Genomic DNA, 20,440 nt, shown 5'->3' with positions numbered 1-20,440 from the left:
CCCGGCGGCGTTCTCAACCCATGCCGGCGCGATGGCGGATGATCTGTCCTTCTACCAGATAGTAGACGTCCTCGGCGATGTTCGTCGCCGAGTCGGCGATGCGCTCCAGATGCCGCGAGGCCGAGAGGAGGTGCAGGAGGGGCTCGGCGAGATCCGGGTTGACCCGCAGCGCCTGTGCCACGTGCTGGAACATGAAACGGTGCAGGTCGTCCACCTCGTGGTCCGCCTGCAGCACCTGCAGCGCCAGCTCGGAATCCTGATGCACCAGGGACTCGAGACTGCTCCGCACCATACGTTGCACGTCGGCGGCGATGCGCCGCAGGTCCGGGGGCACGGGCATGCCGGGGTGCGCCGCCAGATCGTGGGCACGCTCGGCGATGTGCAGCGCCAAGTCGCCCATGCGCTCCAGCTCGGCGTTGATCTTCAGCACCGAGGCGATGAAACGCAGGTCCCCCGCCACCGGCTGGTAGAGGGCGACCAGCTTCAGACAATCTTCTTCGATCTGCACTTCCTCGGCGTCGATCTCCGCCTCGATGCGGTTCGCCTCGGCGAGGAGCGTGCGGTCGCGCTCGGAAAGCGCCTCGATCGAGCGCAGGAAGAGATCCTCCACGATCCCGCCCATGCGCAAGATGCGCTGCTTCAGCTCGTCCAGCTCCCGTTCGAAATGCCGTTTCTTCGAACCTTGCTTGCCGAACTCCATCGCTCCTCGCCCTCGCTTGGCGTCGGTCCCACGCCGCCGCCGGCTCAACCGAACTTGCCGGTGATGTAGTCCTCGGTTTGTTTCTTCTCCGGCCGACTGAACACCTGCTCGGTGCGATTGCACTCGATCAGCTCGCCGAGATAGAAAAACGCCGTGAGATCGGAGCAGCGCGCCGCTTGTTGCATGTTGTGAGTGACGATGACGATGGTGTAATCGCGCTTGAGCTCGAAGATCGTCTCCTCGATCTTGGCGGTCGAGATCGGGTCCAGGGCCGAGGCGGGCTCGTCCATGAGCACGATGCTGGGCTCGTTGGCCAGGGCCCGGGCGATGCAGAGGCGCTGCTGCTGCCCGCCGGAGAGCGACAGCGCCGACTCCTTGAGCCGGTCCTTCACCTCGCGCCAGAGGTCGGCGCGGCGCAGCGAGGTCTCCACGATCTCCTCCAGCCGGGAACGCTCCTTGATGCCCCGCATGCGCGGTCCGAAGGTGAGGTTCTCGACCAGGCTCATGGGGAAGGGGTTCGACTTCTGGAACACCATCCCCACCTTCTTGCGCAGCTCCTCCAGCTTGACGTCGGTCTGGTAGATGTCCTCTTCGTCCACCAGCACCTTGCCCACGACGCGGGAGCCCTCGATCATGTCGTTCATGCGGTTGAAGCAGCGCAGCAGCGTCGATTTCCCGCAACCCGAAGGACCGATGAAGGCGGTCACCTGGTTGCGTGGGATCTGCATGCTGATGTTCTTCAGCGCTTCGGTCTCGCCATAGTAGAACCGCAGCGCCCGCGTCTCAACCGCCAGCGGTTCCGGCGGCTCCGCCTGCGGTGCGAACGGCTGGAGCGTGGGATCCAGACTCAGATCCTCCTGGCGCGGCGGGGTTCCCGGGGCGCTCATAGGACCGCCCCACGATAACGCCGGCGCATGCGAGTGCGCACCATGATGGCGCTGGCGTTGAGCGCCACCACCAGGAGCAGAAGGAGCAAGGTGGTGCTGTAGACCATCGGCTTGGCCGCCTCCACGTTCGGCGACTGCATGGACACGTCGTAGATGTGAAACCCGAGATGCATGAACTTGCGCTCCAGATGCACGAACGGCGCCGACCCGTCCAGCGCCAGCGACGGGGCCAGCTTCACCACCCCGGTCAGCATGAGCGGCGCCACCTCACCGGCGGCACGGCTGATGGCCAGGATGACGCCGGTCAGGATCCCCGGCACGGTCTGGGGAAGGACCACGTGCCAGAGCGTCTGCCAGCGTGTGGCGCCGAGTGCCAGCGAGGCCTCGCGCGTCGCCCGCGGCACCGCGGACAGCCCCTCCTCCGTGGCCACCACGACCACGGGCAAGGTGAGCAGTGCCAGGGTGAGAGCGGCCCAGAGGATACCGCCGGTGCCGAACGTCGGTGCGGGCAGCGTCGAAGCGAAGAAGAGCCGGTCGATGCTCCCGCCCAGACCGTAGACGAAGAAGGCGAGGCCGAACATGCCGAAGACGATGGAGGGCACGCCAGCCAGATTGCCGACCGCGAGGCGCACGGCGCGGAGCAGCGGCCCGCTCCGCGCATACTCGTGCAGGTAGAGCGCCGCCACCACCCCGAGCGGCACCACCGCCACCGTCATCAACAGCACCATGAGCACGGTGCCGAAGAGGGCCGGCATGATGCCACCCTCGGTGTTGGACTCCCGCGGCTGCGCCGAGACGAATTCCCACAAGCGCGCCACGTACAGCCGGCTCTTCGCCGCGGCCCCCATGGCGTTGGGGCGATAGGCCCGGACGATTTGCTCGAGCGGCAGAGTCTTCTCTCTGCCTCCGGCATCTTCCAAGCGCGCCACGCGGCTGGCGAGGTCGCGGGCCAGGCGTTCGCGTTCCTCGAGGCGCTGGGCGTCCTGTCCCTCGAGACGGTCGAGATCCTGCAGCCGGCGGTGCAGACGGCGCGCCGCGCGCACCTCTCCGGGCAGAGCCTTCCAGGCGTCCTCCCCGGACAGCACCCGCTCCCCCAGTTGCAGCGCACGTAGGAAGCCGTGGAAGTTGCCGTTCTCCTCCCGTTCGATCACCAGGCCATCGGCGGGGTAGGAGCGGGCGCGGATGTCCCCTGGCTCGAACCAGCGGAAGTCGAGCCCATAGAGATCGCGGTTGCCGATGCGCAGCTGCACACGCTCGCCGGCAACGCCCGCGGGCGGTGCCTCGGTGGATTGCACCGTCCCGAGGAAAGGGCCGCTCGTGCTCTCGAGACGCAGCAGCGGCTGGGCCCAGAATTGACCGAGACCGCGGACGAGGGTGAGGACGAGGATCGTGACCAGCATCGTGACCATGCAGAGCAGCATCGCCGCGCTCGCCCAGATGGCGGGCAGGCCTTCGCGCCAGAAGCGCTCCCAGCGCCCCCGCAGCCCGGCCCGCGGCAGCAGCAGTCGTCGCCGCGCTGCTGGCGGTGCCGGCGGCAGGCTGGCGGCTTGGGTCGGAGCCGAGGTGCTAGAACTGAGCATAACGTTTCCGCAAGTGCCGGGAGATCAGATCGGCGCCGGTGTTGATCAAGAAGGTGAAGACGAAGAGCAAGGTGCCGGTGAGGAAAAGGATGCGGTAGAGCGTTCCCCCCTGCGCGGCTTCGGGAATCTCGACGGCGATCGCGGCGGACATGGTGCGCATGCCGTTGAAGGGCGAGAAGTCCAGGATCGGGGTGTTCCCCGTCGCCATGAGCACGATCATCGTCTCGCCGATGGCGCGGCCGAGGCCGAGCATGACGGCGGCGAAAATCCCCGGGCTCGCCGCCGGTAGGATCACGTGCAACGCCGTCTGCCAGCGGCTCGCCCCGAGCGCGAATGCGGCGCTGGTGAGCGAAGGCGGCACGCTCGACATGGCGTCGTCGCAGATCGAGAAGATGATGGGAATGACGGCGACACCGAGAGCCATGCCGACAACGACGCAGTTGCGCTGGTCGTAGTGCACGCCGTAGCGGCCGTACATCCATTGCTGCAGATCGCCGCCGAAGAGCCAGCGCTCCGCTGGGGCCCCGAGCGAGGCACCGAGCCACGCTGCGGCCGCCAAGAAGGGCAGCATGAAGAAGAGCTCCGTTCCCAGCGGCGCCGCCAGCCGCCATGTCCGTGGCAGGAGCATCCAGGCTCCGAGCGCCGCAGCGAGCCCGAGGGGCAGGAACAGCACGGCGGTGCCCCATGCCGCCAGGTGCGCCTCGAGGAGCGGCGCCAACCACAGAGCCGCCAAGAAGCCGACGACGACACTCGGCACCGCGGCCATCAGTTCCACCGCTGGTTTCACCAGGTTGCGCAGTGCCGGTGTGGCGAGCTGCGAGAGGTACAGAGCTCCCAGGATGGCGAGGGGTACAGAGAAGAGCATGGCGTAAAGCGTGCCCTTCAGCGTGCCGGCGAAGAGAGGCACGAGGCTCAGCTTCGGTTCGAAATCGTCGGAGCCGCCGGTGGATTGCCAGACATGGGCCGGCGCCGCATAGCCCTCGTACCACACCTTGCCGAACAGCGCGCTCATGCTGGCCTCGGGATGCGGGTTGTGCACGCCCCAAACGTGGGCACGGCCCGCGGCATCGAGCCCTACCAGACCGTCGCCGCGGGGTGCGAACACGAGGCTGCGGCCGTGATCGAGAGCAGCCTCGAGCACCGCCAGCGTGCGCTCCGAGGTGGCATGGTGCAGCGCCACGGTGCCCGCCGCGTCCAGGCTGGCAAAGCCGCGGACGCGCGGCGACGGCGCGATCTGCGTCACCGGGGCGTCGTGGACGCGGAAGCTTCGCACCCGCGTCCAAGGATTGCCGGCCGTCTCCACGTGCAGATCCTGGAGGTGTGCCAAGCGCTTGCCGAGATCGTGGTCGAGGAAGAGCCGCGATTCTCCCGGGGCGATGTCGGCACCTTCGACACGGTAGGAGGTCTGGCCGTCGTTGCGCACCCGGGCATAGCGCACCCGGAACCAGACGCTGATCTCGCCGCTGTCGGCGCCCACCAGGAGCGTCTGCCCGCCGAGCAGCATCTGCAGCGCGCCGAGTCGATGGTCAGAGGCGTTGACATGGTCCTCGAGCGCCGGCTTGTCCGGCTCTCCCAGGTCCCAGAAGAAGAGCGTGCCGTCCTGCGTGCCGGCGGCGAGCAGGCCCGCCTCGAGCGAAACGACCACGGACGTCGGAATCTTGCCCTCGAGAGCGGCGTCGAGCCGAGCCGTCACCAGCGGTTCACCCTCGGCATCGATGAAGGCATAGCAGAGCGCCGCCGCCGTGGGCGTGTCGCCCGCGAGGGCGGCGATGGCGAGAGCGCCCTCCGCGTCGCGGTCCGCACTCAGCTGGAGGAGCGGCCGCGCTAGGCTGTCGAGCACCGCCACGCCGAGCAAGCGCTGCTTCGCCACCAGCGTCCGGCCGCCTTCTTGAAAACGCGCTTCGCTTTCGATGCGAGCGATGGCGGCGTGACCATCCGAGGAGCCGAGCGCGAGGAGGCCCGTGGCGGGAGCGTAGGTGGCGGCAGTGAGGGTGGCGGTGCTGTCACACGGCGCCGGCACCTCGTCCAGGAGGGCGCCGTCTTGCAAACGGAAGATGCGCGTGCCTCGCGGCTGCACCAGGAAACCGAGCTGGCGATAGTCATCGGTCCCGGCCAGCAACGCCCCCGCGGCGGGCGCGGGTGGCGCCGTCTCTGGCGTCACCCGGGCCCGTCCCGCGAGGGGAGAAGCTTCGCGCACGATGAAGACCAAGATGGCCAGCACCGCCGCCACCAGGGTCAGCCCGCCGGCGGTGATGCAGATGCGGGCCAGTCGATCCCAGAAGCGCGGCGTCGATCGCCATCCGTGGCTCATGGACCCTCCGGCCGTGCTAGTTGCTGGAGAGCTTCAGCTCCACACCGAGCCGCTGCAACTCCTCCACGCACATCGCGGCGGTGAGCGGGTAGTAGCCGTCCTTCACCACGATCTCCTGGCCTTCCTTGCTGAAGATGAAGCGCACGAACTCGCGCACCAGGGGATCCATGGGCTTGGCAGGGTCCTTGGACACGTACAGATTCAAGTAGCGGCCGAGCGGATAGGTGCCGTTGAGGCAGTTCTCGTAGCTGCCTTCCACCGGCGCCGCGCCCTGCTGGGGAGCGAGCGCCAGGGGCTTCACGCCCGAGGTCCGGTAGCCGATGCCGCTGTAGCCGATGCCGAAACGGTCCTCGGTGATGCCTTGCACCACCGAAGCCGACCCCGGCTGCTCCTTCACCGTGTCCTTGTAGTCGCCCTTCTTGAGCGCCTCTTCCTTGAAGAAACCGTAGGTGCCCGAGGCGGAGTTGCGGCCGTAGACGCTGACCGGCTTGCGCGCCCAGTCGCCCTCGAGACCGAGCTGGTCCCAGTGCACGATGTCCTGCGAGTAACCGCGCTTGCGGGTCTTGGAGAACACCGCGTCCACTTGATCCAGGCTGAGCGACTTCAGGGGATTGTCCTTGTGCACGAAGACCGCCAGCGCGTCCAACGAGGTGTGCAGGCGCGTCGGCTTGAAGCCGTACTTCTTCTCGAAGGCATCGACCTCGTCCGCCTTCATGTTGCGCGACATCGGGCCCAGCTGCGCCGTGCCCTCGATGAGCGCCGGGGGCGCCGTGCTCGAGCCCTTGCCCTCGACCTGGATACGCACCGCCGGATAGTACTTCCGGAAGCTCTCGGCCCAGAGCGTCATCAGGTTGTTCATGGTGTCCGAGCCGATGCTCGACAGGTTACCTTGAATGCCGTCCACCTTCTCGTAGACCGGCAGTTTCGCGTCCACCGCGGTGACCTGAGCGGCGGCGGCGCCGGCCAGGCACGCCATCAGGGTGATCGACAGGATCCCACACACCGTGCGCTTCACGACTTGTTTCCTCCCGCTGGGTTTCGGCCGAGGCGTGCGCGGTCCATGACGCGCGGCGATTGCCTCTCTCTGCCGTTTCCAATCATCTCCCCGCGGCGTTAAGATCCTGCAAAGACGGCCCTAAATCCTCGTGATGTGCCGGTTTCCTTGGCTGCGCCCTGACAGGGGGCGGGGAGCCGCACTCCCACCGCTCTCACACCGGTGCGGCCGGGAGCCGTAGGGTGAATTGGCTCCCTTTTCCTTCCGTGGAAGTCACCTGCAACACCCCCCGGTGCACCAGGGCCACGTGCTTGACGATCGCGAGTCCGAGCCCGGTGCCCCCCATTTCCCGGGAGCGCCCGGCGTCCACGCGGTAGAAGCGCTCGGTGATGCGCGGCAGGTGCAGCTCCGGGATGCCGATTCCCTGGTCGCGCACCTCCAGGAGGACCGACTCCCCCTGGCGCCGCAAGCGTACCTGCACCCTGCCGCCTGGACGGCTGTACTTGATGGCGTTGTCCACCAGGTTGTCCAGAGCCCGGCGGAGCAGGCTCTCGTCACCTTGCACTCGATAGGGTCCTTCCACCTCCGCCTCGATGCTCACCTCCCGCGCTCGGGCCACTTGCTCGAAATCCGCCAGGCTGCTCTCCACCACGCCGCCCAGGTTCACCGCGCGCCGCGGGATCTCTTCGCCCTCGTGCTCGAGACGCGACAGATAGAGCAGGTCGTCGATGATGGCGGAGAGGCGCTCGGTGTGCTTGGAGATCTTGCCGAGGAAGCGCCGGCCGTGCTCCGGATCGTCCAGGGCGCCGCCATCCAGCAGGGTTTCCAGGAAGCCCTTGATCGAGGTCACCGGTGTCTTCAGCTCGTGGGAGACGTTGGCCACGAAGTCCTTGCGCGCCTGCTCGAGCTTGTGGAGGCGGGTCACGTCGCTGAAGACGATGACGGCGCCGGTGCCCGCGTCGGCAGGGAGGCGCAGCGGCGCCCCGCGCAGATCGAGCCAGCGCAGGCCCGGACCGTGCAGCACCACCTGGGTGTTCATCGGACCGGTGGCGAAGCGCACCTCGCGGACGAAACGCTCGAAGGCCGGGTAGCGCACCGTCTCCAGCAGGGGTCGATTCTCCACCGGCTGGAAGTTCAGGCCGAGCAGGGCCCGCGCCGAGGCATTGATCAGCAGCACGTGCTCGTCGGCGTCCACCGCCAGCAGGCCCTCGGTCATGCTGGCGAGGACGACATCGCGCTCGTTGCGCTGGCTGGTGAGATTGTGGATCGTCTGTTCCAGGCGCTCCTGCGCCAGATTCAGGCTGCGCGCCAAAAGACCGATCTCGTCGCTGCCGGCGGGCTCCAGTTTGACGCCGAACTCGCCCCGCTCCAGCCGCTGCAGATTCTCCCGCATAGCATGCAGTGGCCGGGTGATGCGGCTGGCGACGGCCGCAGAGAGCAGGATGGCCAGAGCGGCGGCCACCGCGATCCCGAGCAGCAGCACGTTGGTCTCGGCGCGCACGTGGCGCAGGAACTGGTCGAAAGGCATCGCCACCCGGACGACCCATCCCGGCTGGGCTGACGAGGGGATGGCCACGTAGAGGAAACGCTGCCCTACCGTGGCGCTCACCCGCAGGTTCGAGCCGCGCCGGCCCGCGAGCGCCTCGGCCACCTCGGGCCGGAAGCGATGGTTTTCCATCCGCGCCGCCTTCTCCCAGCTGTCCGCCAGCACGCGGCCATCCGGATGGATCACGGTGATCCGGGCGCCGATGCGCACTCCCAAGGAATCGACCCGTTGCTCCGCCGCTTCGGCCTGGGCGAAATCGAGCTGGGGAGCGAGGAGGACATCCACCAACCGCGCCGAGCGTTCGAGCTGCTCCACCAGCTGCTGCTGCACCACCCGGCGTTGCTTGCGCACGAGGTAGCTGCCCATACCGGCCATGCAGAGCACGGAGACCAGGCTGTAGGCGAGGGTCAGCTTCCAGAACAAGCGGCGGCGCCACATGGGAGGCTCAGCCTTTGCAGCGATAGCCCACGCCGCGGATGGTCTCGATGAGGGAACCCGCGGACCCGAGCTTGCGCCGCAAAGCCGCCACGTGCACGTCGATGGCCCGGTCGACCACGATGGCCTGCTCGTCCTGGATGTTGTCCAGGATCTGGGTACGGGTGAAGACGCGGCCGGGATGGCGCGCCAGGAAGCGCAGCAGCTTGTACTCCGTCAGCGTGAGCTGCACCAGCGCGCCCTCGACCTTCACCTCGTGGCGCTCGTCGTCGATGACCACACCCTGGAGGCGAAGCACCTTGGGCGAGCTCGGCGCCGGTCCGCCCGTGCGCCGTAACACCGCCCGGATGCGGGCGAGCAGCAGCCGCATGCTGAAGGGTTTGGGAACATAGTCGTCGGCCCCGAGCTCGAGCCCGGTGACCACATCGGACTCCTCCCCCTTCGCTGTCAACATGATGACCGGGATGTGGGCGGTCTCCCGCGACGATTTGAGCTGCTTGCAGACCTCGAGGCCATGGACGCCGGGCAGCATGAGGTCGAGGAGAATGAGGTCGGGCTGCTCGTCGCGGGCGCGCCGCAGGGCGCCGGTGCCGTCGGTGGCGCTGCGCGTGTCGTACTGCTCACGGCGCAGGTTGTACTCGACGAACTCCACGATGTCCGGCTCGTCGTCGACGATCAGGATCTTCTTGCGGACCACGGTGCCTCCTGGCGGCGCACCTACAGTCGCCGCTGCGCGCGACTAGTAGACACGGGAAACACCGAGTTTGACAAGCACGCTCGTTCAGTGATTGCCGCTCGACGGCCGCGGTGGTCCCTCGGGCACCACCTGCAACGCCTCCAGGATGGCGTAGAAGTCCGCGTCCATGGAGGGCGTCTTGCCGTCCTGGGGTTCGCTGAGGAGGACGTAGCCGAAACCGGGTTCGAGTTCCACCACGCCGATGTAGTGGACCACTTTCTGCCCGTTCTCGGTCTGGGAGAAGACGTGCTGGTAGAGCCTGCGGCCGTCGGCGCGGGGGTAGACCACGTCGGTGTGCACGTAGACGCCGGAGGCGTGCTCCTGGAGACGCGACGCCAGTACGTGGGCGTACCCGCCGGCGCCGAGTCGATCCTTGGCGGCTCGGTCCACGCCGACCTCGAGCTGGGCGCCCGCGCGTTGCGCCAGGGTGAGAAGATCGGGCCGGCCGCTTTGCGACTGCCAGCCGGGCGGCAGATCCAGGTGCAACGTCGTCCTGCTCCCCGGCGGTGGCGGCTGCGCCGCGGCGCGGTTCCAAGGCAATTCGTCGCGCTTCTCGGCCCGCGCTTCCGGTGTCGTGTCGGCCAGGCGCGTCTGCTGCTCCAGCTTTTGGACGAGGCGCTCGGCGCTCGACGCCGGCACCTGTTCGAGGCAGTACACATCGCGACCGTTCTGCCCCACCAGGTTCTGGAAGCGATTCTTCTCGTCCACGCTCCAGGCGACGCGGTTTTCCGCCGTCATCTCGGGCACGCCGGTCTGCTTGGGGAAGCGCTTTTCCATGGCGCCGAGCACGGCGCCGAAGAACTCCGTGGCATCGTCTTCGGAATCCCAGGTCGTGTACAGCACCAGCGCCTCTGGACCGTCCCCCGGTGCGGCGTAGAGCGTCGCCTGCGCGCCGCCCCAACCCTCGCAGGAAATGGCGGCGATCTCGCGATCCACGTAGGCGCTCAGGTAGAGGAAGAGATCGAATTCGCCCAGCACCAGCTTCACCACCGGCGCCCGGTCCGTGCCGAGGAGACCGCGGACATCCGGCGTCTCGACGCGGACCGGATCGTCCCGCGTGTTGGAGACGCCGAGGAACCGCGCCGGATGCAGCACCTGCTCGGTCGACTCGGGTGGGTGCACGTAAGCCTCGTCGACCCGCTTCCATCCGCCGGCGGACACCAGCGCCGCCACGAAGCCGAGCCCCTTTTCATAAGGGAAGAGCAACGACTCGCGCACCACCGCCGGGGCCGAGAACAAGTGCGCCGCGTCCATGCCGGCGCCCGCTCCCATCGCCTCTCGCAACGCTGCGGTGAAAGCGCCGCTCGTCCACAGGCTGCTATCGGCGAGGGTCGCAAAGGTTTGCCCCACCGGGCGCAGTCCGGCTTCGAGCATGACCGCGGTGGCGTCGCCTTCCAGCAGGGCTTGCCAGGCCGCTTCCGCGTCGGCGGTGTCGAAGCCGAGCTTCTTGCGCACCCGCAGGCTGAAATGTTGGTCCTGCAGGGCGTGGGTGATCTCGTGGGTCGCCACGATGGTCTGCAACTCCGCCGGGATCCAGTCGGCCAGGTAGAGGAGGCGCTGGTCGATGTCGTACATGCCGGCGATCTGCTCCTCCAAGAGTTCCTTGAGTAGCTGCAGCAGATCCACGTCCGGGGGCAGGAGCCCGAGGTAACGGAGCAGGCGCTCATCGCCACGCGCGCGGCTGCGCACCTCTTCTTCCTGGGTGAGTTCCTCGAGCCGGGCACGGATGCGCTCACGCGCCGCCACTTGCACCGCCACCGGCCGCAGCGGTTCCAGGCCGCGAATGGAGGCGACTTGATGCAGGAGCGAATCCACCATGACGCGGGCGGCGGTCGAGTCGAGGGGTGCCGACGCCGGTGGGGCCACGGCGGCGGTGCTGTCCGCGGTGCCTGCCGGCGCGGCCGCACGGGCTCCGCTGCCGCCGAGGCACAGGCAGGCCAGGACGAAGCGGAGGAGGCCAGCGCGCCCGTTGGCGTGCGGGCCCATGGCCCGCGGGAGCGACTGCATGGACGCTGGGTTCCCTTCCAGGGGTTTAGCGACAGCGTGGACGCAAGACACGCACCGCCCTCGCTGTCGGGTCGATCGAGCCGGACCGAGCGAGTATATTGAGGCCCGCTGGCGCGGCGCAACGCCGCGCGACCACGGCAGTTCCGCGTTCGACACGGGCGGAGGCAGAGCGTTCGTGCGTGGCCCGATCCTCGTCGTCAGCCCGTGGTCGAGTCTGTGGTCGCTGGCACCGGGAGCCGGGGTGGCGGACGAGGCGCACATGCTCTCCGGTCTCGTCGCGCACGGCTACGACGTTCATGTCCTGGTGCCCCGCGCCCCGAAGCTCCTGCCGGCGAGCCCCGGCCTCTCCATCCACACCATGGCCAACGTTCTCGCCCTTCCGGCCTGGCTGCCGGCGCCGCTCCGCCGCCTGTGGCTGCTCCCTGCCTTTTGGTCCGTCGCCGGCCGGGCGGCGACACGGTGGGCGCGGCAGCTCCGCCCGCGGCTCGTGCTCGGCTTCTCCCACTACGGCGCCTATCCCGCTGCGCGCGCCGGCGCCGCCGTGGGCGCGCCCTCTCTGCTCAAGCTCTTCGGCGTCATGCAGGCCATGCACCTCGAATGGCCGCTGCCGCGCTACCTCTACCATAATGTGGAGGCCGTGCTCGCCTTCCGGCAACCGCTGACGCACTTCCTCCTCCTGAACGACGGCACCCAGGGCGACCGTGTGGCCCGACGCTGGGGCGTCGCCGAGAAGCGCTTCACCTGGCTCCCGAACGGCGTCGACAAGGACTGGGCCCAGCTGCCTCTCGAACGAGAACGCCTGCGACAGGAGCACGGCGTCGCCCCCGGAACCTGCGTCCTCTTGTCGCTGGCGCGTCTGGTGGATTCGAAACGCGTCGACCGCATCGTGGAGGCTGTGGGGGACGCGGCGCCCCTCGCCCGCACACCGCTCCTGCTCTGGATCGCCGGCGACGGGCCGCTCCGGTCGCGCCTGGAGCGACAGTGCCGGGCCCGCCGCATCGCCCATCGCTTCCTCGGCAGCGTGCCGCGCTCCCAGGTGCCGCATGTGCTCGGCGCCGCGGATGTCCTGGTGGCGGCCTCCACCCTCACGAACATGTCCATCCCCACCTGCGAGGCCATGGTGGTGGGAACGCCGGTGATCGCCCTCGACGTGGCCGGCACCGCGGAAGTCGTGCAGGACATGCAAAACGGTCTCCTGGTGCCCGAGGGGGATCCGGCGGCTCTCGCCCGTGCCATCGCCCGCCTCGCCGACGACGCGGCGCTGCGCCAGCGCCTCGGGAGCGCGGCGCGCGACTTCGCCGCCCGTCGCTTCATGAGCTGGGACGCCCGGGTGGCGGCGGAGATCGCTCTCATCGATCGACTCGTGGCAGCCGCTCCGGTTGCCGGGGGAAATCCATGAACGTCGCGCCTGCCACAGGCAACAGCGCACCGCTGCCGGCCGGCGTCCAGCGCTCGCGCCTCCGCCGGCTGCGTTTCGTCTGCACCTTCATCGTCTCCCTCTCCATCCTCGAATTCCTCATCGCCACCACGAGCTATCAGATCCTGCGCCTGCCGCCGAGCACGGACTTCGCGACCTACTACATCTCTGGTGTGCTGGCGCGCCGGGAGCTCTCGCCGTACAACCAGCCGCTCATGGTGGCGCAAGGTCACGCTCTCGGCTTCGAGCACAGCCAGTTCCCCTACCTCTACCCACCGCCCTTCGCCCTCGCCATGCAACCGTTCGCCTCCCTCTCCTACCCGCGCGCCCGACAGGTGTGGATGCTGCTCACCACCTTGGCGCTCCTCGCCACCTTGGGCTTCGTCGCCATTCTCCTCCGTGCCCAGGCCCGTGCCCTTCACCTCGAGCATCCCCACCTGCACTGGCTGGTGTGGACGGCTTTCGTCCCGGCGGCGCTCAATTCGACGAGCGTGCACAACGACATCCGCGCTGGCTCGGTGGGGATCTTCCTGGCCGCGGCCCTCGCCGCGGCGGCCTGGGCCGTGCTGGCGCGCCGCTCGGCGCTGGCGGGAAGCGCGGTCGCGGCGGCAGCGTTGATCAAGCTCGTCCCCGTCGCCCTCGTTCCCTGGCTCCTGTGGCGCGGCCCCAGGCGCGGTGCGGTCGTGGCGCTGTTGCTCCTCGCCCTGGCCACGACGGCAGCGGTGATGCACTGGGGTTGGGCCATCTTCGCCGATTACATTCAGGATGCCCTCCTCCTGGCCAGCACGCGCGAGCTCCCGCGCCCCATGAATCAGAGCATCGATGCGATGCTGTCCCGTCTGCTCGTGCCCAACTCCGACGTCCACGCCTTCGCCGACCTGCCGCGGCTGAAGTTCGTTCTCTCCCTCGGCCTCGGTCTGCTCGTCGTGGTGCTCACGCTGCGCACGCTGCGGACACGCCGGCAGGTGGCGCTCCTCCCCGTCGAGCTCGGGATGGTGACGCTGGCGCTCCTCGCCCTGATGAAGATCACCTGGGTGCACACGCTGGCGGCGATGCTCTTCGTCTGGCCCTGCACCATGCTCGCCATCGCACGCGCCGCGGAGCGCGGCGCCCCCTGGGCGGTGTGGCTCGGGTTGCTGTGCTGCGCCGGCTTCTTCCTTTCCTCGGCGCACTTCCCCCTGCTCTGGCATGGCTGGACCCACGGACCGCAATCCCTCGTCCTCAACCTGCACGGCGTCGGCGTGCTCTTGCTCTGGGTGGTGACGCGCTGGGTGCTTGTGCGGGAGGCCGAGGTGACCGGGGCTCCGGCCTAGGGGGTGGCCGCAGAGGCGGGATGGGAGGCCTCGGCGACCGAAGGCGCGGCGCCCGCCAGGAGCAACGGTCGGGCCCGGGAGACGATGTTGTAGCGCAGGCAGAACTTCTGGAAGGTCTCCAGCCCGCGCAGCTCGCGCTCGCCCAAGGTGTAGCGCAGGTTCTCGCGCAGGTAACGCCGCAGCATCTCTTCGTCCTTGCCCAAGCGCTGGGCGGCATCCGCGGCGATCTCGTCGAGATGCTGCATCCCGGATTGCATGGCAGCGCCGAGCAGGGTGGCGATGCGCTGCGCCTCCACGCCGCGGCCCAGGATCCAGACGGCATAGACGAAGGGCAAGTCGGTGAGCTCCTGCCATCCTTGCCCGAGATCCCAGACATGCGGCACCTGGGCGGCGGTGAAAGCCGCATCGCCGATGAGGAGGGCGGCATCGTGGGTGCGCAGCATCTCGGCCAGGTCGGGCCGGAAGGTATGGAAATCGGGCATGACGCCGTAGCGTTCGGCGAGGAGGATGCGGAGCAGCGCCACGGAGGTCCGGGAACCACTGTCGACAGCGACGCGGCCGAGGTTCGCCAGCGGCACGCGGCTGAACAGTTTCACCGTCTGTACCGGCCCGTCCGAAGCGATGCAGATCCCCGGGAGAATCGTCTCGCCCACGCCGCGCAGGAACTCCACCGCCGGGAGCAGACCCACGTCGATCTCGCCCAGACGCAGCTTGTCGCTCAGCGGGCCCGGCGTGTCGAGGCTGAGCCGGTGCTCGCCGCTCGCTTCCAGTCCATGCACGAGAGGACGCGCGTTCAGGTAGGACACCCCGCCGATCCGCACCACATGCATCCCCGTCTCCTCCTCGCAGGCCTGCCAGCCGGTGGCGGCACCGTACTCGCTGCGACTGCAAACTCCAGGCCCGTCGGCCTCTGGCCCCGCTCGGCCACCGGCTTGCCCGTTCAGGGGATCGAAGCGCCTGTCCCCGCCGGTTCACCGCAGGAGGAAGCGATCCGCCAGGGCGAAGACCATCAGCAGCACGCCCACGATACTGTTCACGTTGAAAAAAGCAACGTCGATGTGCTGCAAGTCGCCGCGGCGCACGTCGCTCGCCACCAGCGCGTGCTGCGCCAAGACGAGGCCGGTGACGAGCGCCAGCCCCGCTGCGTAGAGCCAGTGGAATCCGTAGAGCGCGCCGACCGCGGCGAAGGCCGCCAGCATGCCGGCGTGGAAGAGACGCGCCAGCCACAACGCCCCGCGCACGCCGAAGCGCGCCGGCAGCGACTGCAAGCCCCGAGTGCGATCGAAGGCCGCATCCTGGCAGGCGTAGATGGTGTCGAACCCGGCCACCCAGAGGATGACGCCGGCAGCGAGCCAGAGGGGCAAGCCATCCAGACGGCCGCGCACAGCGATCCAGGCCCCGATCGGTGCCAGCGCCAGCGCGCCGCCGAGCCACAAGTGCGACATCCAGGTGAAACGTTTCGTCCAGGAATAACCCCAGAACCAGACGAGGGCTACCGGCGCCAGCCGCAATGCCAGCGGTCCGAGATTCCAGGCGGCGAGGAAGAAGAGCGCCGTCGCCGCCAGTGTGAACGCCCAGGCCGCGCCGAGACCCACGCGTCCCGCCGGCAAGTGGCGTGTCGCGGTGCGCGGGTTGGCGGCGTCGAGATTCCGGTCGGCGATGCGGTTCATCATCATGGCGCTGCTTCGCGCCCCGACCATGGCGGCCACGACCCAGAGGCAATCGTGCAGGCTGGGCCAACCATCGGCAGCGAGAAAGAGGGACAGCAAGGCGAAGGGCAGCGCGAACACCGTGTGCTCGAACTTGATCATGTCGAGGAGATCAGCGAGCCGCCGCATCACCTTGGGCTCCGTCGGCGGTGGCTTCAAGCATCCGGGTCCAGGCGGCTGGTGGGATCAGCCACCACGTTCTCCGCTTGCACGCGCTGTGTCCAGCCGCGAGGTGAGCGACCCGCCGCTTCTTCACGCCAGCGCCGGTGCACGCGCAGCTCCACGCCCATGTGGTCGAGGATGCGCTGCACCAGGCCGTCCGCCATTTCCACGAGATCTGCCGGGCGGGTGTAGAAACCCGGCGAGGCCGGGAGGATGACCGCACCGGCGCGGCACAAGGTGAGCATGTTCTGCAAATGGATCTCGGAAAGCGGCGTCTCGCGCAAGGCGAGAACGAGTCGACGCTTCTCCTTGAGGAAGACGTCGGCGGCACGGGAGAGGAGATCCGTGGACACTCCGGCGGCCACGCGCCCGAGCAGGCCAGCGCTGCACGGCACCACCGCCATGGCGTCGTACAGCTGTGAACCGCTGGAGAAAGGCGCGTAGAGATCCTCGTGATCCCAGAGGCGCATGCTGGCCCCCGCCTCGGCCAGCTTCTGCACCCGCCGCTCCAGGGCCATGCCGGTTTCCTGGCGGAAGATCGCGGCGCCGATCTTGGAGCCCACCACGTCGACGGTGTGCGGCGTCCGACCGAGGGCGAGGAGTAGGCGCTCGGCGTACAGGGCGCCGCTCGCACCCGATACCGCCACCACGAGACGCATCTTGTCCATGTCCCTGGCCCCCGCCGGATCGCCACTCCCGGCGCGGCCGCCCGCCGTGCGGCGGGCGTGGCACTGCCGGGCTCGGGGATGGTACGGGCTCCAGCCGGGCCTGTCTACGGAGCCCCCGGAACGGCGCGGGCGGCGAGGCCCGTGGCGGAAACACAGCCGAGACACGCCTCCAGCGTGACGCTCGAGGCCTGTCCCGCGGTCACCGTCACCGGTTCGTGGTAGTCGATGGTCCCGGGACCGGCGCAGCAGACGTGCGCGTCCACGTAGTAACCGCCTGGTTGTACTTCGAACGTCGCTTTGCCGGCGCTGTTCGTCCTCTCGTGCAAGCCCACCGGTGTCACCTGGATGTCCACGTTCGGCACGGGGTTCTGCGGGTTACCGCCGTCGTAGACAGCGACGGTGATGCTGCCGGTGCGCGGCGCCAGCGGCCCTTCCTCGCAGCCAACGAGGAGAGCCGCGCCGAGGACGAGTGCCCGGCGGAGGAGGCGGCCGGAGCGTGACATGGTCCCCCTTTCACTCGCACTTGCGTCACACGCCTTGCGTCACACGCGCTGGCGTCACTCGCGCTGGCGTCACTCGCGCTGGCGTCACTCGCGCTGGCGTCACTCGCTCTTGCGCGCCAGGTAGAGGGTCGCGATGCCGGCGTTCATTTCCCGCCGGCGGATGGCGGCGAAACCCGCCCGCTGCAGCAGGGATTCGAATTCGCTCCGGGTGACGAAGCGACCCACCGATTGCGGCAGGTAGTTGTAGGCTTCGTGATCCCGCGAGATGAGCCGTCCGACCCGCGGCAGCACGTGGCGAAAGTACAGCAGGTAGGGCAGATCACGCCAGCGCGAGTTGCGGCGGAAGAACTCGAGCACGGCGAGCGTCGCTCCGGGGCGCAAGACACGTTGCATCTCCGCCAGGCCTCTGGACACGTCTTCGAAGTTCCGCACCCCGAAGGCGACGGTGACGGCGTCGAAGCTGGCGCTGGCGAAGGGAAGTCGCAAGGCGTCGCAAACCGCCGGCGCCGCGCGCTCCGGGAGGCCCTTGTCACGTCCCCGCGCCAGCATCTCGAAGCAGAAATCCCCTGCCACCACCGCGGCCTGCGGCTTTTGCCGCGCGATCTCGAGCGCCAGGTCCCCGGTGCCGGCGCAGAGGTCCAGGATGCGCGCCGCTCGGCCCTCGAGGCTGGCAGCGACGGTGCGACGCCAGGCCCGGTCACGCCCTGCCGAGAGCAGATGGTTGAGGAGATCATAGGTGGGGGCGATGCGCGCGAACATGTCGCGCACTCGCGCTGCCGGCGGGCCCTCGGCACCCGTGGTGGGGCCGGTTTTCCCGGCGCCGCCCCCGGCGCCGGCACCTGCGAGCGCCGCAATCTTCACGTTCGCTCGCCCCGCAAAGCGATCCCGAGGCGCGGCCAGAGCGCGTCCACCCGCTGCTTCACCTCGGCGCTCATCTCGATGAGCGGCGGCCAATCGCGCTCGTAACCTTCCTCCCGCCACTTGGTGGTGGCGTCGATGCCCATCTTCGCCCCGATGAGCGGCCGGGGCGCCGCATGATCCAGCTGGTCCACCGGCCCTTCGGTGAAGACGACGTCGCGCCGCGCATCGATGTTGTTCGACACCCGCCAGACCACTTCCCCGAGATCCTGCACGTTCACGTCGTGGTCCACGACGATGATGCACTTGCAGAAGGACATCTGCCCCAGGCCCCAGAGGGCGTGCATCACCTTGGCGGCGTGTCCGGGATAGCGCTTCTTGATGGCGACGATGGCGAGGTTGTGGAAGCAAGCTTCCACCGGCAGCTTCATGTCCACCACTTCCGGGAGCGCCAGGCGGATGGCTGGCAGGAAGAGACGTTCCGTCGCCCAGCCGAGCCAGCCGTCTTCCTGCGGCGGGCGCCCGACGATGGTGGTCTGGTAGATCGGATCGCGCCGCTGCGTCACGGCGGTGAGGTGGAAAACCGGGAAGTCCATGCGCGGCGTGTAGTAACCGGTGTGATCGCCGAAGGGGCCTTCGGGGCGACTCTCGTCCGGAAGCACGTAGCCTTCCAGGACGATCTCCGCTTCTGCGGGCACCTCCAGGTCCACGGTGCGACAAGCCACCATGTCGAGGCTGCGTCCCTGCACGAAGCCGGCGAAGGCGATCTCGTCCAGATCTTCCGGAAGCGGCGCCGTCGCCGCGTACGGCAACACCGGAGGTCCGCCGATGGCCACCGCCACCTCCAGCTTCTCCCCCCGTTCCCGGGCGACGCGGTAGTGCTGGGCGCCGACTTTGTGGATCTGCCAGTGCATTCCCGTGGTGCGCTCGTCGTACTTCTGCAGGCGGTAGATGCCGACGTTGCGCAACCCCGACTCGGGATGGCGGGTGATCACCGCGCCGAGAGTGATGAACGGACCGCCGTCCAAGGGCCAACAGGTGAGGATCGGCAGGTGGGCGAGCGAGGTGGGCTCCACCACCACCTCCTGGCACGGCGCCTTCTTCACCTGCCGCGGCAGGACGTCGGCGATCTCCTTCAGGCGCGGCAGCATGCCGAGCTTCTCGGCGAAGGAACGAGGCGGCGCCATCTTGATGAGCTTGTCGATGCGCTCCAGGACCTGGTCGATGTGCTCCGCCCCCAGGGCCCAGGCCATGCGTTGCTCGGAACCATAGATGTTGATGGCGACGGGCAGGCTGGAGCCGCGCACGTTCTCGAAGAGGAGCGCTGGGCCGCCGCCCTTGGTGGTGCGGTCGGTGATCTCGCTGATCTCGAAGCGGGGGTCCACGACCTCCTGGACGCGCACCAGCTCGCCCCGCTCTTCGAGGAAGCCGAGGAATTCGCGGAGATTCTGGAAGCGAAGCGCCATGCAGCCTCGTCGCCTGGGGCCTATCGGTGCCACGGCATGGTAAAGCAGCGCTGCCCGCCGTGCTACCCTGTCGCGCCGCCGCCAGACGCTCCCGCGCCGGCGCGGCGCTGCCGCGGAGACTGCATGCCCCTCGCACTGAGCCAGCTCCAGGGTTTCCTCCTCGACATGGACGGTGTGCTCTACCGCGGCGACACCCCGGTGCCCGGCATGCAGGCGCTGCTCGAACATCTCGAGGTCCGCTCCATCCCTCATCTTTTCCTCACCAACAACTCCTCTCAGACGCCGGAGCAGTACACCGAGCGGCTGAGAAAGATGGGGGCGCGCGTCGGACCCGAGCGCATCCTCACCTCGGCCCTGGTGACGGCGGCGCACTTGGCGGCGCAGGCGTCGGCGTCGAGCCGCGTCCTCGTCGTCGGCGAGAACGGTCTGCGCCAGGCTCTCCTTGGGGCGGGATTGGTGCTCACCGAGCTCTACACCGAGGCGACGCACGTCGTCGTAGGCCTCGACCGTGAGGTCCGCTACGAGACTCTCGCGCTGGCGACGCTCGCGATCCGGCGCGGTGCCGTCTTCCTCGGCACCAACGGCGACCTCAGCTTGCCCACGGAGCGCGGCCTCGAACCAGGGGCGGGCACTCTGCTCGCAGCGCTCGAGGCCGCTTCCGGTGTCGCCCCCCAGACCTTCGGCAAGCCCGAACGCGCCATGTTCCAAACGGCGCTCGAGCGGTTGCGCACCGCGGCATCGCGCACGGCGATGATCGGGGATCGCTACGAGACCGACATCCAAGGCGCCTTCCGCGCCGGTCTCGTGACCATTGCGGTCACGAGCGGCGTGCACGACGAGGCCTACCTTCGTCGGCAGAGCCCGCCGCCTGACTTCCTTTTCCCCTCGGTGGCGGAGATCCAACGCGCCCTGGCGCGCTAATCTCTTCGCTGAGGTCCTCACGCCGCCCGCCGCGGCGATCGCGGCTCGGCTGGGTCAAACTACCCAAAGCGGATAGGTATCAGAGCGCGGACCATTGTCGCAACTACCGACAACTGCCATAATTGTAGCGGGCACGGTGTTCTGTGCCTGTTTCTTCGGACAAAAGCGCCGCGATGCTCTTCAGAGTCATTCAGGTTTCTCGTGCTCTGCCCCTCGCGCGGAATCCG

General features: G+C 68.6%; 17 protein-coding genes. 3 read left to right on the top strand and 14 right to left on the bottom strand.

Features of this window, described 5'->3' with window-relative positions:
• Positions 1-13: 13 nt before the first annotated feature.
• From phoU to VFE28_05740, 8 genes are all read right to left on the bottom strand, one after another.
• On the bottom strand, positions 14-700 hold the full coding sequence (phoU, locus tag VFE28_05775) for a phosphate signaling complex protein PhoU (protein ID HZM15492.1): 687 nt from the start codon (positions 698-700) through the stop codon (positions 14-16).
• A gap of 44 nt (positions 701-744) precedes the next feature.
• On the bottom strand, positions 745-1,587 hold the full coding sequence (gene pstB, locus VFE28_05770) for a phosphate ABC transporter ATP-binding protein PstB (protein HZM15491.1): 843 nt from the start codon (positions 1,585-1,587) through the stop codon (positions 745-747).
• Positions 1,584-3,167, bottom strand: a complete 1,584-nt coding sequence (gene pstA, locus VFE28_05765; protein ID HZM15490.1) for a phosphate ABC transporter permease PstA — start codon at positions 3,165-3,167, stop codon at positions 1,584-1,586. Before pstA ends, pstB begins: the two co-directional genes overlap by 4 nt.
• Positions 3,154-5,478, bottom strand: coding sequence for an ABC transporter permease subunit (locus VFE28_05760; protein ID HZM15489.1), 2,325 nt, complete (start codon positions 5,476-5,478; stop codon positions 3,154-3,156). Before VFE28_05760 ends, pstA begins: the two co-directional genes overlap by 14 nt.
• Positions 5,479-5,494: 16 nt before the next feature.
• Positions 5,495-6,493 (bottom strand): phosphate ABC transporter substrate-binding protein, encoded by a 999-nt coding sequence (locus tag VFE28_05755; GenBank protein ID HZM15488.1) that lies wholly within the window; start codon positions 6,491-6,493, stop codon positions 5,495-5,497.
• A 193-nt stretch (positions 6,494-6,686) separates the two neighbouring features.
• Positions 6,687-8,456: an ATP-binding protein gene (locus tag VFE28_05750; GenBank protein ID HZM15487.1), complete on the bottom strand. Its 1,770-nt coding sequence runs from the start codon at positions 8,454-8,456 to the stop codon at positions 6,687-6,689.
• Between the two features lie 7 nt (positions 8,457-8,463).
• On the bottom strand, positions 8,464-9,150 hold the full coding sequence (locus VFE28_05745; GenBank protein HZM15486.1) for a response regulator transcription factor: 687 nt from the start codon (positions 9,148-9,150) through the stop codon (positions 8,464-8,466).
• Positions 9,151-9,234: 84 nt separating this feature from the next.
• Complete coding sequence (locus VFE28_05740) at positions 9,235-11,196, bottom strand: hypothetical protein (GenBank protein ID HZM15485.1); 1,962 nt, start codon at positions 11,194-11,196, stop codon at positions 9,235-9,237.
• Between the two features lie 175 nt (positions 11,197-11,371).
• Between VFE28_05740 and VFE28_05735 the strand changes: the two genes are divergently transcribed.
• Together VFE28_05735 and VFE28_05730 are read left to right on the top strand one after the other, a co-directional pair.
• Positions 11,372-12,595 (top strand): glycosyltransferase family 4 protein, encoded by a 1,224-nt coding sequence (locus tag VFE28_05735; GenBank protein HZM15484.1) that lies wholly within the window; start codon positions 11,372-11,374, stop codon positions 12,593-12,595.
• Complete coding sequence (locus tag VFE28_05730; protein HZM15483.1) at positions 12,592-13,926, top strand: glycosyltransferase family 87 protein; 1,335 nt, start codon at positions 12,592-12,594, stop codon at positions 13,924-13,926. Before VFE28_05735 ends, VFE28_05730 begins: the two co-directional genes overlap by 4 nt.
• On the opposite strand, the gene VFE28_05725 is transcribed toward VFE28_05730, so the two are convergent.
• The 6 genes from VFE28_05725 to VFE28_05700 form a co-directional block, all read right to left on the bottom strand.
• Positions 13,923-14,756, bottom strand: a complete 834-nt coding sequence (locus tag VFE28_05725) for a menaquinone biosynthesis protein (GenBank protein ID HZM15482.1) — start codon at positions 14,754-14,756, stop codon at positions 13,923-13,925. The genes VFE28_05730 and VFE28_05725 overlap by 4 nt on opposite strands.
• A 141-nt stretch (positions 14,757-14,897) precedes the next feature.
• The gene (locus tag VFE28_05720; GenBank protein ID HZM15481.1) at positions 14,898-15,764 is read right to left on the bottom strand and encodes a UbiA-like polyprenyltransferase; all 867 of its coding nucleotides are present in this window, start codon (positions 15,762-15,764) and stop codon (positions 14,898-14,900) included.
• A gap of 26 nt (positions 15,765-15,790) precedes the next feature.
• Complete coding sequence (locus VFE28_05715) at positions 15,791-16,465, bottom strand: UbiX family flavin prenyltransferase (protein HZM15480.1); 675 nt, start codon at positions 16,463-16,465, stop codon at positions 15,791-15,793.
• A 104-nt stretch (positions 16,466-16,569) separates the two neighbouring features.
• A complete protein-coding gene (locus VFE28_05710; GenBank protein HZM15479.1) occupies positions 16,570-16,968 on the bottom strand; it encodes a hypothetical protein in 399 nt (132 codons plus the stop codon).
• A 99-nt stretch (positions 16,969-17,067) separates the two neighbouring features.
• Positions 17,068-17,829, bottom strand: a complete 762-nt coding sequence (gene ubiE, locus VFE28_05705; protein HZM15478.1) for a bifunctional demethylmenaquinone methyltransferase/2-methoxy-6-polyprenyl-1,4-benzoquinol methylase UbiE — start codon at positions 17,827-17,829, stop codon at positions 17,068-17,070.
• The gene (locus tag VFE28_05700; GenBank protein HZM15477.1) at positions 17,826-19,292 is read right to left on the bottom strand and encodes a menaquinone biosynthesis decarboxylase; all 1,467 of its coding nucleotides are present in this window, start codon (positions 19,290-19,292) and stop codon (positions 17,826-17,828) included. The genes ubiE and VFE28_05700 overlap by 4 nt, the downstream gene beginning before the upstream one ends.
• 123 nt (positions 19,293-19,415) lie before the next feature.
• Here VFE28_05700 and VFE28_05695 point away from each other — a divergent pair, with 123 nt between their 5' ends.
• Positions 19,416-20,213 carry an HAD-IIA family hydrolase gene (locus VFE28_05695; protein HZM15476.1) on the top strand — a complete coding sequence of 266 codons (798 nt, stop codon included), beginning with the start codon at positions 19,416-19,418 and terminating at the stop codon, positions 20,211-20,213.
• Positions 20,214-20,440: the final 227 nt, after the last annotated feature.

It is taken from the genome of Candidatus Krumholzibacteriia bacterium (assembly GCA_035649275.1).
Classification (GTDB): domain Bacteria; phylum Krumholzibacteriota; class Krumholzibacteriia.
This window is presented reverse-complemented; position numbering and strand designations above follow the sequence as displayed.